This is a genomic window from Cryobacterium sp. BB307 (genome assembly GCF_012274275.1).
Taxonomy (GTDB): Bacteria; Actinomycetota; Actinomycetes; order Actinomycetales; family Microbacteriaceae; genus Terrimesophilobacter.
Genome location: NZ_JAANZA010000001.1, coordinates 429,799 through 444,709, shown reverse-complemented (window position 1 = coordinate 444,709; position 14,911 = coordinate 429,799). Strand labels below are relative to the sequence as shown.

The following is a 14,911-nucleotide window of genomic DNA, read 5'->3' as shown; positions in this document are numbered from 1 at the left end:
CGTGGCAAGTCAGGATTGGTTCGAGAAGGACTTCTACAAGGCCCTTGGCGTGTCGAAGGGCGTCTCCGAGGCCGACCTGAAGAAGACCTACCGCAAGCTGGCGCGCAAGTATCACCCGGATTCTAACCCGGGTGATACTGCGGCCGAAGCGAAGTTCAAGGAGATCAGCGAGGCGTACGCCGTGCTTTCCGACGCCGAGCAGCGGGCGGAGTACGACCAGATGCGCGCGCTCGGCGCCGGTGCGCCGCGCTTTGCGACCGGCGGTCGCGGCGGTGGCTTCGAGGACGTCTTCGGCGGCATGTTCGGCCAGAGCGGCTCCGGTGGCCGCCAGAGCTACAGCAGCAGCGACTTCGAGGACATCTTCGGCAGCATGTTCGGCGGCGGCGGGTTCGGGCAGTCGACCGGCGGCTTCCGCGGGTTCGGTGGCCCAACCAGGGGCCGCGACCTGAGCGCCACCACGACTCTCGACTTCGTTACGGCCATCAACGGCGACACCATCCGGCTGCAACCGGCCGGCGGGAAGCCCATCAGCGTCCGCATCCCAGCCGGAGTCGCCGACGGGCAGAAGATCCGACTGAAGGGCAAGGGAGAGCCCAGCCCGGATGGCGGTGAAGCCGGGGACCTGGTGATCACGGTCACCGTGCGCAAGCATCCGGTGTTCGAGCGGGAGGGGCTGAACCTGCGCGTCGATGTGCCCGTCACCTTTGCCGAGGCCACCCTCGGCGCGACCATCGAGGTGCCGACCCTGGACGGGCCGCCGGTCAAGCTCAAGGTGCCGGCCGCGACACCCAGCGGACGCGTGATGCGCGTCAAGGGCCGCGGGGTCACGACCAAGAAGGGCACCGGCGACCTGCTCGCAACCATCCACATCGTCGTGCCGCGTCACGTGCCGGCTGACGCGAAGAAGCACCTGGAAGCGTTCGAGAAGGCGATGCCCAAGGAGAACCCCCGGGATGAGCTGATGGCGAGGGCCGGATGATGATGGACATGGACGAGAACTCGCCGCTGTTCGCGATCGCCATCGCGGCCGAGTTGTCAGAGATGCACCCGCAGACGCTGCGGCAGTATGACCGACTCGGGCTGGTGAGCCCGAAGCGCACCGCGGGCAAGTCGCGCCGCTACTCGATGCGGGATGTCGCCCAGCTGCGGGAGATCGCCCGGCTCAGCTCCGAAGGGGTCAGTCTCGAAGGCATCCGCAGGGTGCTCGACCTGGAGAACCAGGTCAACGAGCTCGCGCAACGCGTGCGGGAACTGGAAACCGCACTCGCCGACGAACTGCTGAACCGCCCCGGCCGGCGGGTGTTCGCCGCGGACGAGGCTGGCGACGTCATCCCGTTGCGCGCCGGAACGAGAACACAACGCAATACACAGGTCGTGCTGTGGAAACCCTTCACCCGATGACTCATGAGAGCTCGACAAAGGAGTAGGAGACCATGACCACCGAAGACCCGAACCAGCAGCCCTACGGTCAGCAGCCAACGCCCGGGCAGCCCTACGGAGAGCAGCCCACGCAGCCTTACGGGCAGCAGCCCGCACCCGGGCAGCCGTATGCCCCGCAGTACGCGCCGGCAACCCCACCCCGCCCCCCACTGGGCAGTCGGCAGAAGATCGGCGCCGCGTGGGCAGGCATCGTCGGCTTCAACCTCCTGACGATCGGCTTCGGGCTGTTCATCGTGCCGATCATCCTCGGCCTGTTCGCGGGGCTTTTCGCCTGGATCGCCCGCGTGAGCACCGACTACGGCCAGTACGCCGGACTCGAGGAGTTCGTCGAGAACGTCAACCTCAGTGCGTGGGTCATCCCGCTCATCATCATCTCGATCGTCGGCCTCGGCATCATGTGGCTCGGCCTATACCTGAGCAAGGTCATCCTCGCCCGGCACGACGTCAATCGGCCGTGGCCGGTGACCTGGGCCGGGGCGGGTGTCGCCGTCGCGGCGTTCTGGGTCGTCCAGTCGTTCACGAGCTTCGGCCTCCAGCTGGGAGGCGGTGCACTGTCGGCAGGCGGCCTCGACGGTGGAGCCATCGCCGCCGTGCTCGGCGTCGTCGGCTTCCTGCTCGGGTTCATCGTCAACTCGGTCATCGGCTGGCTGAGCTGGTGGTGGATGGCGCACGTGATGCGCTCCGGCCTTGAGACTGCGACATCCGAGCCGAGGACAACAGTAATTCCCTAAGAACCAAGAGAAAGAAACGCGAAAGCTATGGCGAACATGCAGGGCGCTCCGGCGACCGATGAGGAACAGAAGACCGCGCTCGAGCAGTACGGGGTCGACCTCACGGCGATCGCCCGCACGGGCAAACTCGATCCGGTCATCGGCCGCGACGCGGAGATCCGACGGGTCAGTCAGGTGCTCACCCGACGCACCAAGAACAACCCGGTGCTCATCGGCGAGCCCGGCGTCGGCAAGACCGCGGTGGTCGAGGGGCTCGCGCAGCGCATCGTCGCTGGCGACGTCGCCGACTCGCTGAAGGACAAGCGACTCGTCTCCCTCGACCTTGCTGCGCTGGTCGCGGGCGCCAAGTACCGCGGTGAGTTCGAAGAGCGACTCAAGGCGGTGCTGAAGGAGATCAACGACGCCGACGGCCAGATCATCACTTTCGTCGACGAACTGCACACACTTATGGGCGCAGGCGGTGGAGAGGGCTCGGTCGCCGCATCCAACATGCTGAAGCCCATGCTGGCCCGCGGCGAGCTGCGCCTTATCGGTGCGACGACGCTGGACGAGTACCGCGAGTACATCGAGAAGGATGCCGCCCTCGAGCGGCGGTTCCAGCAGGTCTTCGTCGGCGAGCCGAGCGTCGAAGACACCATCGCCATCCTGCGCGGCTTGAAGGAGCGCTACGAGGCGCACCACAAGGTCGCGATCGCGGACACCGCGCTCGTGGCCGCGGCGACCCTCAGCAACCGCTACATCTCCGGCCGGCAGCTGCCGGACAAGGCGATCGACCTCGTCGATGAGGCGGCCTCCCGGCTGAAGATGGAGATCGACTCGTCCCCGGTGGAGATCGACCAGCTCAAGCGGCAGGTCGACCGGATGAAGATCGAGGAGCTCGCCCTGAAGAAGGAGAAGGACGAGGCCTCCAAGCAGCGGTTGAAGAAGCTGCGCGAGGAGATGAGCGAGAAGCAGGCCTCCCTGGACGAGCTCGAGGAGCGCTGGCGCTCGGAGAAGGCCGAACTGCAGGACATCGGTGAGCTGAAGATGAAGCTCAACGATGCCCGCATCGACCTCGACCGAGCCATCCGGGAGGGACGCTATGAGGATGCCGCCCGACTGAACTACGAGGTCATCAAGAAGATCGAGGATGACCTCACCGCGGCAGAGAAGGCCGAGAGCTCGGGCGAGCGGATGGTCAACGAGCAGGTCACCGATGAGGACATCGCCGCAGTGGTCGCCGCGTGGACCGGCATCCCGGTGGGTCGCCTCATGCAAGGCGAGACCGAGAAGCTGCTGAATCTCGAGGGTGAGCTCGCCCGCCGGGTGGTGGGGCAGAAGCAGGCGGTGCGCGCCGTGTCGGAGGCGGTTCGCCGCAGCCGCGCCGGCATCGCCGATCCAGACCGGCCGACCGGTTCTTTCCTGTTCCTCGGCCCCACCGGGGTGGGCAAGACCGAGCTGGCCAAGGCGCTCGCCGAGTTCCTCTTCGACGATGAGAAGGCGATGATCCGGATCGACATGAGCGAGTACGCCGAGCGGCACTCGGTCGCGCGGCTCATCGGCGCCCCACCCGGATACATCGGCTTCGAGCAGGGCGGTCAGCTCACCGAGGCGGTGCGCCGGCGCCCGTACTCCGTGGTGCTGCTCGATGAGGTTGAGAAGGCGCACGGCGACGTATTCGACGTGCTGCTGCAGGTGCTCGACGACGGTCGCCTGACCGACGGTCAGGGCCGCACTGTCGACTTCCGCAACGTCATCCTGATCCTCACCTCCAACCTCGGCAGCCAGTTCCTGGTCGACACCGACCTGTCCTGGGAGCAGAAGGAGGAGGCGGTCCAGCTCGCGGTGCGGCAGGCGTTCAAGCCGGAGTTCATCAACCGGCTCGACGACATCGTCATCTTCTCGCCGCTGTCCACCGACGATCTGGGCCAGATCGTGGAGCTGTACATCGATCGGCTGCAGCGCAGGCTGACCGAGCGTCGGCTCGACCTCGCGGTGGTGCCGGATGCGCGGACCTGGCTTGCCGAGCGCGGCTTCGACGCGATCTATGGCGCCCGGCCGCTGCGCCGGCTCATGCAGCACGAGATCGACGACCGGCTCGCGAGTGCCATCCTGGCCGGTGAGATCCGGGACGGCGACACCGTGCTGGTCGAGTTGAATCCGGATGCCGATGAGCTCAGCATCCGGAGCGCGGAGCACGAACCGGCGTGAGATACCCTGACTGGCGATGACTGATCAGCGCCAGTCGGTACACACTCGAGCGGAGCACCCGCCGACACCGGCTCGCTTCCAGCCACGCCTTCAGGGACTGCGAGCGATCGCGGTGCTGCTGGTCGTGCTGCATCACGTGTGGCCGGACCGGCTAACCGGCGGTTACGTCGGTGTCGACGTGTTCTTCGTCATTTCCGGGTTCCTCATCACCGGGCAGCTCGCCATCGAGCTCGAGCAGAGTGGGCGACTCGACCTGCCGGCGTTCTGGGCGAAACGCGCGCGACGGCTGCTGCCCGCGTCGATCACCGTGCTCGTGTTCTGCGGGCTCGCTGTGCTGTTCATCCTTCCGCTCAGTGCGCTTCCCGGCGAAGTTCGCGAGATTCTCGCCAGCACCTTCTATGTCGAGAACTGGGCACTCGCCTTCGGCTCGGCCGATCAGGATGTGACCACCGCGCAGCACTTCTGGGCGCTTTCGCTCGCCGGGCAGTTCTCCATCATCTGGCCGCTGCTGCTGCTCGGGGCGACCTGGCTCGGCGCGAGATATGCGGCCGACCGCAAGTGGACATCGCTGATCGCGGTGATCGGGGTCGTCAGCGTGCTGTCGCTTGGCGCATCCGTCATCTTCACCATGACCAACCCGGCTGAGGCCTACTTCGTCACGTTCACGCGCATCTGGGAGTTCGGCGCCGGCGCTGCACTCGCGCTGCTTCCGCGGTTCCGCCCGCACGGTGAGCTCGCCCACAATCTCGTCGGCTACACCGGTCTCGCGATGATCCTCGCGGCGGCGTGGTTCTTCGACGCCGAGACACCGTTCCCCGGCTACATGGCGCTGCTGCCGGTCGTCGGTACCGCGCTCGTGATCATCAGCGACCGGGCCGAGCGCTGGTGGGACATCGGCAGCGCGCTCGGCGGGCCGCCTCAGCGCTTCATCGGCGGGCTCTCCTATTCGATCTACCTGTGGCACTGGCCGCTCATCATCGTGCTGCCGTTCGTGCCTGGCTGGGGGGCGGGCGACCTTAGTCGGGTGCTGCTCATCGCCATCTGCATCGTGCTCGCGTGGCTCACCAAGAAGTACGTCGAGGACCCGGCCCGCACCTGGAGTTTCCTCACCGAGAACCAGCCGCGCTACACCTTCGCCGGCGTCGTCGCGCTCATGGCGGTCTCGAGCCTGGTCGTCGGCACCGCGTGGGCGGTCACGAGCCCGAAGTATGACGCGGCGGCCGCTCAGCGTGAGGCGGTCGGCGAGACCCCACCGGAGTGTTTCGGCGTCGAGACCAGCGTCGATTGCGTGAATCCGGCGCTGGCGGACGCCATCATCCCCGACCCCGGGCTCGGCAATGCTGACCGGCCGGGTCACGTCGAGTGCCTCGTGCAGCCGAACGAGATCGAGGCGCGCAGTTGCCAGTTCGGGTCGACGGATGCCGGTGCCCCGCGGATCGCGCTCATCGGCGACAGCCATGCCTACCAGTACATCGAGGCGCTGATCAGGGTTGCGGAGGAACGCGGCTGGTCGCTCACCACCCACCTGAAGGATGTGTGCCCGTGGACCGATGCCCCCGTCGGCGCGCTCGCCGAGGGGGATGCGGACTCGTGCTCATCGTGGCGCGCCGTCGTCGCTACCGAGCTGGCCGAGGGTGAAGCGTTTGACGCAATCTTCACGGCCGCGCACGCAAGCACCCCGTATCGGGTGTCGGCCGCCGAGAAAGATGAGGTTGCGATCCAGGGATTCGTCGACGCGTGGGCACAGGCGCGAGGAGCTTCCATCATCGCCATCGCTGACAACCCGGACTTCGAGGACGATCCCAACCGCTGCCTGCGCTTCAACCCGGCAGACGAGTGCACCCAGTCACGCGACAGCGCGCTGGTTCGAACGGATGCGCTGAGAGAGGCAGCGGTACGTGCCAGCGCCACGCTCATCGACTTCACCGACAAGTACTGCGACGAAGAGCGCTGTCGCAGCGTCGTCGGCGGCGCGAATGTCTACCGCGACAAGGAGCACCTCACCAACACCTTCGCCCTGAGCATGGTGCCGGTCATCGGCGCCGCCATTGCGCACGTGGTCTCGCCGGGGGAGTAGGCGGAGTCCCGGCGATCGCCTCTCCCGGTGATCGAGGATTCCGAGATCCCGGCTGTAACGGGCCCTGTCACTCAAGGGACCAGCCGACCCACAGAACGCTAATCGCGGGAGGCTGCCGGCGCCCGTGGCGGCTACCACCGCGTCGCGCGTACGGCACCCCGACGGGTGCGAAAATCACCACGTGAAGCCCTGCGCCGAGCAGACCCACGGAAGTGACAACGACCCAACTCCCCATGCGCCCAATTTGCCGCTCAGGTGAGTCTGTCCTCATCAGGTTCGATGCCGTGCGAGGTTCGGGGTCGGGCGCTGTTTCCGCTAACGTCTGGTTATGCCTCAGTCCCTGTTCAGCATTTGGCCGGATTTTGGGTTCTCAGCGAATCCGTACAACCAGGAAACACTTACAGCGGATGCTGTGGGAGATGAACTCCTAGTTGGTCGTGATTCGGAATCGGCCCGTCTTCAACGGCTCATCGGCACGGACGGCTCATTTCCTACAGTGGAAGGCTCCATAGGGGTCGGAAAGAGCAGCCTTCTTGAGGTCTCCGCGTATCGCATGCGAAAGGCATGCCTCAATTCGCCTAGCGGTGAGCTCTACGTCCCCGCCGTGTCGAGATTGCAACCCGGGACTGATGCGGAGAGTTTCGAGTTCGATGCTCTTCGCGTAATAGCGCAGACGCTCATTAGGTACGCTGACGACTTCGAACAGGTGGGAATGTTCCGCCCCAAAGTCGATGAGCTTGACAGGTGGCTCAACGCCAGCATGTTCCGGCACCATGAAGGTGGCGGACAGGTCTTGGGCGTCGGCGCAAATTGGGGAAGCGGCGAGGACGCAAATACCAGCGAAGGTTACTCTCGCTCTGGGTTCCCAACTGCGATTCGCCAACTCCTCGAGGAGTCCTTCGATGGTCAGCGAGGCGGAATTGTAATCATCCTCGACAATCTCGAGCTTTTAGAAACGGTCGGAGCCGCACGGCGTTCGCTTGACCTTCTTAGGGACACTGTATTCAATTTGCCACACGTGCGATGGGTTCTTAGCGGGTCGCGCGGGATCGTCTCTCGGGCGAGAAGCGAACGGCTCAGCGGAGTGTTTCAGGCTCCACTAGTTCTCCGTCCGCTAGATGATAGGCAGGCGGTTGCGGCGATTCAAAAGCGAATCGAGAGTTTCGGTGGACCCTCAGCGGCTGCACCGGTTACGCCTAGGGGCTTCGCATATCTTTACCAAGCGCTGAATTCAAACCTGCGTGAATCGTTGGCAACGGCGCAACAGTTTGCGCAGTGGTTACATGAGGAATTTGTCGTGTCGGGCCGAGGCGTTCCGTCGCCGGAGGACTGTGACGCGTACCTAGAGTCTTGGCTGCTGGAGCGCGCTGAGAGCGCTTTCGCGGACGCGGGTCGAGTGCAGGCTCGGAACTGGCAGTTCTTTGAGGAGCTGTGTCGTGCTGATGGTCGGGCCGGTTCCTCCGACTGGGAGCGATTCGGGTTTGGTGTTCAACAGCAGATGGTCGGTGCCGTAACGCAGCTATCCGAGGTCAACCTCGTATCGCGGGAGACCGACCCGGATGACGGAACCAAAACTGTGAACTCTGTTACCCCGTTGGGTTGGCTCGTCTACTTTTTCCGTTCCCGCTTCCGTTTCCCGGCGGCGCGCGAAGCGCGCTCTTGACTTGAGTACGCCAGGTACCTCGGGAGTGCGGTTGAACCATCGAAGGTAACTGTTTGAGTCGAGGCACCAAATGGATGAGTCGGGCCTTGGTCGTCCCGCAACCTCGACTAAGGATGTCAGCTCGGGGCTCGGTGATCGAGCTTTTCGAGATCCCTGCCCAGCGTTTCGAGACGATCCCTTCGCGATCCCTCAACCAGCCGCGACGAGTTCCTCGCGGATCGCGGTCACGAACGAGTCGATGTCGTCCTCTGTGGTGTCGAACGAGCACATCCAGCGCACCTCGCCGGTCGCCGGGTTCCAGTCGTAGAACCGGAATCGCTCCCGCAGCCGATCGGCGACACCCGGCGGCAGCACCGCGAACACGGCATTCGACTCCGTCGCCTGGGTGAACGAGATCCCGCGCAGGTTTCCGGAGGCGACCTCCCGCGCGAGCGCTTCCCGCAAGCGCAGCGCCATCCGGTTCGCGTGCGTCGCCGACCTCAACCACAGGCCTCCCTCGAGCAGCGCGACGAGCTGCGCGGACACGAAGCGCATCTTCGATGCGAGCTGCATGTTCAACTTGCGCAGGTAGACCAAGCCGGGTGCGGCATCCGGATTCAACGCGACGATCGCCTCACCGAAGAGGAGGCCATTCTTGGTGCCACCGAAGCTGAGCACGTCGATGCCCGCGTCGGTGGTGAACTCACGCAGCGGCTCGCCCAGCGCGGCCGCGGCGTTGGCGATGCGAGCGCCGTCCATGTGCACGAGCATGCCCTTCGCGTGGGCGTGCTCGCTGATCGAGCGGAGCTCCTCCACCGTGTAGAGGGTGCCGAGCTCTGTGGTCTGGGTGATGCTGACCGCAAGCGGCTGGGCGCGGTGCTCATCGCCCCAGCCCCACGCCTCGCGATCGATGAGCTCCGGGGTGAGCTTGCCGTCGCTGGTCTCTACGGTGAGCAGCTTCAGCCCGCTGACCCGCTCGGGCGCGCCGCCCTCATCGGTGTTGATGTGTGCGGTCTGGGCGGAGATCACCGCACCCCACCTCGGCACCATCGCGGTCAGCGCCGTGACGTTGGCTCCGGTGCCGTTGAACACCGGGAAGGTCTCTGCCTGCTCACCGAAGTGCTGCCGCATCACCTCTTGCAGACGCTCGGTGTACACGTCCTCGCCGTAGGAGACCTGGTGCCCGCCGTTCGCATCCGCGATGGCCTGGATGATCTCGGGGTGCGCTCCCGCGTAGTTGTCGGATGCGAAGCCGCGGCGATTCTGGTCGTGGAGTGTGCTCACCCCACCATTCTGCCCGCATCCGACAACCACGCTGACGGTCTAGCCGACCAGGGCTTCCTTCAGGGTCACCCGGGCGCCGGTGCGCAGCAGCGAGTTGCGGTACATCCGCTCGCCGATCCAGACCACGAGCGCGGTCGTCGCCACCAGGATGCCGAGCGACAGCAGCGGCTCCCACCACTCGGCGGTGCCGAGGAACACCCGCATCGGCATGCCCACCGGTGCAGAGAACGGCACGTACGACATCACGCCCAGCACGACCGGGTTGTCGTTGAAGAAGATCACCAGGAAGTAGGGGATCATCACGAGCATCGTCACCGGGGAGGTGACCGAGCCGACGTCCTCGACTCGGGACACCAGCGCCGCGGTGGCCGCGAACAGCGCGGCGAGCAGCACGAACCCGAACAGGAAGAACACCACGAACCACACCAGCGACGGCCCGATATCGGCGAGCAGGAGGTCCTGACCGGATGCGAGCATCCCGACCCCGGCGAGCACGGCGATGAGCGCGATCTGACCGAACGCGAGGATGCTGTTGCCGAGCACCTTGCCCGCCATCAGTGCGCGCACCGGCACGGTCGCCATCAGGATCTCCACGATCCGCGTCTGCTTCTCCTCCACAACGCTCTGCGCGATGATCGAGCCGAACGTGAGGGCGGAGACGAAGAACACCAGTCCGAACCCGAGCGCCACCAGGTAGATCAGGAACGGGTTCTGTCCGCTTGGTTCGAGCACCTCGATGCCCGGGGTGACGCTCAGCACGGCGAGCACCGAGGTGGGTGCCTCGTCGAGGCCGATCACGGTCAGCTCGAGCGGCGCATCCGGATCCGGCACGAGCGCCGCCTCGACCTCCTCGGATCGAACCAGCTCCTCCGCCTCTTCCACGGTGGCGGCCTCGGTGACCTCGAGCGCACCGGTGTCCTCCGCGACGGCGACGGCCGAGCCGACCGCTGCGACCTTGGGCAGGTCAACGTTCTGGCTGGCGAACCCGCCGAACAGAACGCTTGCGAGCACCATCAGCAGCAGGATGCCGGTGGAGATCAGGAACGCCTTGCTGCGCAGGCGCATCCGGATCTCCCGCTCGGCGATCAGCCACGTGGCCTGAGCGAGTCCGGGGCTGGTGTAGCGGCTCACTGGACTACCTCCTTGAAAATCTGGGCGAGTGATGGCTGGCGAGGCGCAAAGCGCTGCACGTCGCCGGATGCCGCGGCGCGCTTCAGCACGCGCTGAGCGGTCTCGGTCGAGTCGGTCTCGAACACCGCGTGTCCGCCGTCGAAGTCGACGACCCGCACGCCGGGCTCCGAGCGCAGCCATCCGGTGTCGCCGGCAACGGTGAGCTCGTAGAGACCAGGAGCGTGCGCCTCGCGCAGCGTCTCCCGCGAGCCGGCGGCGCGAATCTCCCCGTCGGCGATGACGATCAGGTCGTCACACAGCCGCTCGACGATGTCGAGCTGGTGCGAGGAGAACAGCACGGGCGCGCCCTTCGCGGCGAAGTCCTTCAGCACGCCCTGCACGACCTCGACCGCCATGGGGTCGAGCCCCGAGAACGGCTCGTCCAGCACGAGCACCTCCGGTTCGTGCACCAGGGCGGCTGCGATCTGCGCGCGTTGCTGGTTACCCAGCGACAGGCTCTCGACTGTGTCGTTGGCACGCTCGCCCAGTCCGAGCCGCTCGAGCAGCTCCATGGTGTTGCGTTTGGCATCCTCGGTCGGCATGCCGTGCAGCCGGCCGATGTAGGTCACCTGCTCGGCGACCTTCATCTTGGGGTACAGCCCGCGCTCCTCCGGCATGTAGCCGAACCGGGTGCGCGCTTCGGCGGTGAGCGGCGACCCGTCGAGGGTCACCGAACCCGAGTCGGGCGCAAGCACACCGAGGATGATCCGCATGGTCGTGGTCTTACCCGCGCCATTGCCGCCGACGAAGCCGGTCATGCGTCCGCCGGTGACGCTGAACGCGACATCCGTGAGCACCCGGCGGTCCCCGAACGACCTGTTGATTGAGTGGAGTTCCAGCATGAGCTCCACGCTACGGATGCGCCAAGCCGGGCACATCCGTCGCACGGCGGGTTTGTGTGCTCCCCCTCGCGGTGGAGCCGAGTCAGGAGCCGTTGGGGGTGACCAGGCCGCTCTCGTACGCGTAGACCACCGCTTGTACCCTGTCACGCACGCCGAGCTTGGCGAGCACGTTCGACACGTGCGTCTTCACGGTGGCTTCCCCGAGGAACAGCCGCGCGGCGATCTCGGCGTTGGACAGCCCCTGCGCGACCAGCACGAGCACTTCCCTTTCCCGCTCGGTGAGTCCGACATCCGTTGCCACCTCGGAGCGGGGTGCGGCCGCACCGCCGAAGCGGGCGATGACGCGACTGGTCACCTCGGGCGCGAGCATCGCGTCGCCGTCCGCGACGACGCGCACGGCCTCAATGAGCTTCTCCGGGCTGGCGGTCTTCAGCAGGAAGCCGCTCGCGCCCGCACCCAGCGCATCAAACAGGTAATCGTCTCGGTCGAAGGTGGTCAGGATCAGCACGCGCGAGCGCAGCGAAGGATCGCCGATGATGTGCCGGCTGGCCGTCAGGCCATCCATGCCGGGCATCTGGATGTCCATGAGCACGACATCCGGGTTGGTGCGCGTCACCACCTCGATCGCGTCGGCACCCGACCCGGCTTCACCGACCACGTCGATGCCGGGCTCCGTCTGAAGGATGATTCGGAACCCGGCGCGCACCAGCTCCTGGTCATCGGCGAGGACGACGCGGATCACGCGTGCTCCGCCGACCGTGCGGCGAGCGTGCGGCTCGACATGAGCGGGATGCGCGCGCGCACCAGGTAGCCGCCGCGACTCCGCGGCCCGACCTCGAGGTCACCGCCGACGGCGACAACGCGCTCTCGCATTCCCACCTGGCCGAGGCCGCTTCCGCGCGCCGCTGCGGCTCTTCCCAGTCCGGTGTCCGCGACCTCCAGCTCGACCGCATCCGGTTCGTAGCGCAACCGGACGTCAGCGGTGGCGCCGGTGCCCGCGTGCTTGCGGGTGTTGGTGAGGGCCTCCTGCGCGACCCGGAACAGGGTGAAGCTCACGAGCGGGCTGAGCGGCACCGGGTCGCCGATCACCTGCACGCTCACCGGCGTTCCGGCGTGGCGGGTCTGCTCCGCGAGCTCCTCGAGCTGTTCGACACCGCGCGTTGACGCACTCTCGCTCGCGGTGTCGGTCTCGTTCTCACGCAGGGTCGTGAGCAGGCGGTGCAGTTCGTCGACCGCGGTTCGGGCGCTGGTTTCGATCAGCTCGAGTGAAGCGGATGCCTGGGCAGGGTCGGTCTGCAGCACTCGCCGAGCTGCCCCGGCCTGAATGCCCATGACCGAGACGTGGTGGGCCACGACGTCGTGCAGTTCGCGCGCGATGCGCAACCGGTCAAGCGCGACCGCCTGCACCGCGCGGCGCTCGCGCTCCTCGGATAGCTCGGCGGTGCGCGCGCTCAGCAGCGCCTTCTCTCGCGCCGCACGCCACGCGGTGTTGCCGAAGAAGAACGCGCCGCCGAAGTACAGCAGGTTGGTGACCACCTGGATGATGGCGAGGGAAGCGAGCTGCGAGAAGATTCCCGAGCGGGAGAAGTCCGGGACGGCATCCGGATCGGACACGGTCACGATCAGGTTCACCACGACCCACACGAGCATCGCCGCGATGATGATGCCACGCACGACATTGGCTCGCCGACGGTTCCTGCCCCACGCGCCGACCGTGTAGATGGCCATGAACAGCGCAATGTTGCTGAAGAGCAGCTCCGGCACCATGAACTGCTGGCTGACGTAGAAGGCGATGGCGATGAAGAACGCGACAGCCTCTGGCCAACGGCGGCGGAAGGCGAGCGGCGCGGTCAGACCGACAACCGCGAGCGCGCTCATCCACAGCGGCGCGGGGTCGTTGTACCAGCCGATCCGGTTATAGAGCATCGAGGAGAGCGCAGTGCCGATCATCAGCACGAACGCCGCCAGCGCGTCGCGCCGGTAGCCATCTGGGCCCGGCCGCTCACGCACCCACTCGTCGGTAGCCATCCGTTAACGCTACCGACGAGCCGGGGGAGTCACATCCGTCGCGCGACGGAGCCCTCAGGGGCTGAAGCCAGTGGCTAGTCGGCGCCGGTGATCCCGGACGTCGACTCGATCACGGTGGCCATCTTCTTCTGCAGCGCCTCGTAGAACATCGACAGCGGGAACTCGTCGTCCATAACCTGGTCGGTGTACCCCTTGGCCGGTCCGGCGAGCGTCTCGTCGTCCAGCCCGCGGGCCCACTTCGATGCCGGATGCGGGGCGAGCGTCCCCGAGACCAGCTCGTACGCGGCGAGCCAGTGCGCGACTTTCGGCCGGTCGATGGAGCGCCAGTAGAGGTCGTGGATCGCCTCGCCGAGCGCGTTCACGACATCCGGAACCTCATCCCAGTCGATGCTGAGCGTCGTGTCGGTCCAGTGCAGCACGCCCTTCTGGTGCATCCACGCGAACAGCAGCTGGCCACCGAGACCGTCGTAGTTGCGCACCCGGCTGCCGGTGAGCGCGAACCGGAAGATGCGGTCGAAGATGACCGTGTACTGCACCAGCTGCGCGTGCTTGCGGGTCACCGGGTCGGTGTCCTCTGCGCGCACAAGCCGCACCGACTCGCGGAATGCGGTCAGGTCGCAGCGCAGTTCCTCTAGGGAGTAGAGGAAATACGGCATCCGCTGCTTGATCATGAACGGATCGAACGGCAGGTCGCCGCGCATATGGGTGCGGTCGTGGATCAGGTCCCACATCACGAACGTCTTCTCGGTGAGCTCCTGATCCTCGAGCAGCTCGCGCGCATCCGCGGGCAGGTCGAGACCGGTGATCTCGGATGCCGCACGCACGACGCGGCGGAAGCGAGCGGCCTCACGGTCGGCGAAGATGGCGCCCCAGGTGAACACCGGGATCTCACGCGTCGCGACCGTCTCCGGGAACAGCACAGCCGCGTTGGTGTCGTAACCGGCCGTGAAGTCGAGGAAACGCACCGGGATGAACAGCTTGTTCGAGTAGTCACCGGCCTCCAGCTCAGAGACGAACTCCGGCCAGATCACTTCGATCAGCACCGCCTCGACCAGCCGGTCGCTGCTGCCGTTCTGCGTGTACATCGGGAATACCACGAGGTGGCGGATGCCGTCCTCACGGTGCTGCTCCGGGTGGAACGCGACGAGCGAGTCCAGGAAGTCCGGCACGCCGAAGCCGTCCGCTGCCCACCGCTCGAAGTCGGCGACGGATGCCCGCAGGTACTCGTCGTCGTGCGGGAACAGCGGGGCCAGCTCCAGGATGCGCACGGTGATCTCGGCGACGAGCTCGGCCGCGCGCACGTGGTCTCCGGCATCCGGGATGCTGCCGTCCTTGATCTGCAGCTCACGAATGGCGCTCACGGCGCTCTTGAGGGCCAACCAAGCCGGGGACTGCGCGGTGGCACCGTCCTCAACGACCTCGGGTTCGCCAATGATCGCCTGCGTCGCGTGCTGCGCTGCCTGCTGGGACATGGTTCAACCTCCGCATCGTCGACTCGGGACCGCAC

Annotated in this window: 12 protein-coding genes; 6 read left to right on the top strand and 6 right to left on the bottom strand. The window is 66.3% G+C overall.

All coding sequences use genetic code 11. The annotated features are described in order from the left end of the window. Position 1: 1 nt before the first annotated feature. From HGK58_RS02135 to HGK58_RS02110, 6 genes are all read left to right on the top strand, one after another. Positions 2 to 979 carry a DnaJ C-terminal domain-containing protein gene (locus HGK58_RS02135; protein ID WP_168625894.1) on the top strand — a complete coding sequence of 326 codons (978 nt, stop codon included), beginning with the start codon at positions 2 to 4 and terminating at the stop codon, positions 977 to 979. 8 nt (positions 980 to 987) lie between these two features. Continuing rightward, positions 988 to 1,401, top strand: coding sequence for a MerR family transcriptional regulator (locus tag HGK58_RS02130; protein WP_168625893.1), 414 nt, complete (start codon positions 988 to 990; stop codon positions 1,399 to 1,401). Between the two features lie 32 nt (positions 1,402 to 1,433). After that, the gene (locus tag HGK58_RS02125) at positions 1,434 to 2,171 is read left to right on the top strand and encodes a hypothetical protein (RefSeq protein WP_168625520.1); all 738 of its coding nucleotides are present in this window, start codon (positions 1,434 to 1,436) and stop codon (positions 2,169 to 2,171) included. Positions 2,172 to 2,198: 27 nt separating this feature from the next. Then, positions 2,199 to 4,361, top strand: coding sequence for an AAA family ATPase (locus HGK58_RS02120; protein ID WP_168625892.1), 2,163 nt, complete (start codon positions 2,199 to 2,201; stop codon positions 4,359 to 4,361). Positions 4,362 to 4,377: 16 nt separating this feature from the next. Then, a complete protein-coding gene (locus tag HGK58_RS02115; RefSeq protein ID WP_168625891.1) occupies positions 4,378 to 6,438 on the top strand; it encodes an acyltransferase family protein in 2,061 nt (686 codons plus the stop codon). A 328-nt stretch (positions 6,439 to 6,766) separates the two neighbouring features. Next, complete coding sequence (locus tag HGK58_RS02110) at positions 6,767 to 8,101, top strand: ATP-binding protein (RefSeq protein ID WP_168625890.1); 1,335 nt, start codon at positions 6,767 to 6,769, stop codon at positions 8,099 to 8,101. Between the two features lie 189 nt (positions 8,102 to 8,290). On the opposite strand, the gene HGK58_RS02105 is transcribed toward HGK58_RS02110, so the two are convergent. From HGK58_RS02105 to HGK58_RS02080, 6 genes are all read right to left on the bottom strand, one after another. Further along, a complete protein-coding gene (locus HGK58_RS02105) occupies positions 8,291 to 9,364 on the bottom strand; it encodes a low specificity L-threonine aldolase (protein WP_168625889.1) in 1,074 nt (357 codons plus the stop codon). Positions 9,365 to 9,403: 39 nt separating this feature from the next. Beyond that, positions 9,404 to 10,495, bottom strand: a complete 1,092-nt coding sequence (locus tag HGK58_RS02100; RefSeq protein WP_349236101.1) for an ABC transporter permease — start codon at positions 10,493 to 10,495, stop codon at positions 9,404 to 9,406. After that, on the bottom strand, positions 10,492 to 11,376 hold the full coding sequence (locus HGK58_RS02095) for an ATP-binding cassette domain-containing protein (protein WP_168625888.1): 885 nt from the start codon (positions 11,374 to 11,376) through the stop codon (positions 10,492 to 10,494). Before HGK58_RS02095 ends, HGK58_RS02100 begins: the two co-directional genes overlap by 4 nt. Positions 11,377 to 11,458: 82 nt before the next feature. Further along, positions 11,459 to 12,118 (bottom strand): response regulator transcription factor, encoded by a 660-nt coding sequence (locus HGK58_RS02090; RefSeq protein WP_168625887.1) that lies wholly within the window; start codon positions 12,116 to 12,118, stop codon positions 11,459 to 11,461. Further along, positions 12,115 to 13,404 carry a sensor histidine kinase gene (locus HGK58_RS02085; RefSeq protein ID WP_168625886.1) on the bottom strand — a complete coding sequence of 430 codons (1,290 nt, stop codon included), beginning with the start codon at positions 13,402 to 13,404 and terminating at the stop codon, positions 12,115 to 12,117. Before HGK58_RS02085 ends, HGK58_RS02090 begins: the two co-directional genes overlap by 4 nt. A 74-nt stretch (positions 13,405 to 13,478) precedes the next feature. After that, complete coding sequence (locus HGK58_RS02080) at positions 13,479 to 14,876, bottom strand: DUF6421 family protein (RefSeq protein WP_168625885.1); 1,398 nt, start codon at positions 14,874 to 14,876, stop codon at positions 13,479 to 13,481. Positions 14,877 to 14,911 lie beyond the last annotated feature (35 nt).

Excerpts from the sequence above, each read along its gene's own strand:
- HGK58_RS02120 (WP_168625892.1), top strand. The coding sequence starts at position 2,199 with ATGGCGAACATGCAGGGCGCTCCGGCGACCGATGAGGAACAGAAGACC.
- HGK58_RS02115 (WP_168625891.1), top strand. The coding sequence starts at position 4,378 with ATGACTGATCAGCGCCAGTCGGTACACACTCGAGCGGAGCACCCGCCG.
- HGK58_RS02080 (WP_168625885.1), bottom strand. The coding sequence starts at position 14,876 with ATGTCCCAGCAGGCAGCGCAGCACGCGACGCAGGCGATCATTGGCGAA.
- HGK58_RS02130 (WP_168625893.1), top strand. The coding sequence starts at position 988 with ATGGACGAGAACTCGCCGCTGTTCGCGATCGCCATCGCGGCCGAGTTG.
- HGK58_RS02085 (WP_168625886.1), bottom strand. The coding sequence starts at position 13,404 with ATGGCTACCGACGAGTGGGTGCGTGAGCGGCCGGGCCCAGATGGCTAC.
- HGK58_RS02125 (WP_168625520.1), top strand. The coding sequence starts at position 1,434 with ATGACCACCGAAGACCCGAACCAGCAGCCCTACGGTCAGCAGCCAACG.
- HGK58_RS02110 (WP_168625890.1), top strand. The coding sequence starts at position 6,767 with ATGCCTCAGTCCCTGTTCAGCATTTGGCCGGATTTTGGGTTCTCAGCG.
- HGK58_RS02095 (WP_168625888.1), bottom strand. The coding sequence starts at position 11,376 with ATGCTGGAACTCCACTCAATCAACAGGTCGTTCGGGGACCGCCGGGTG.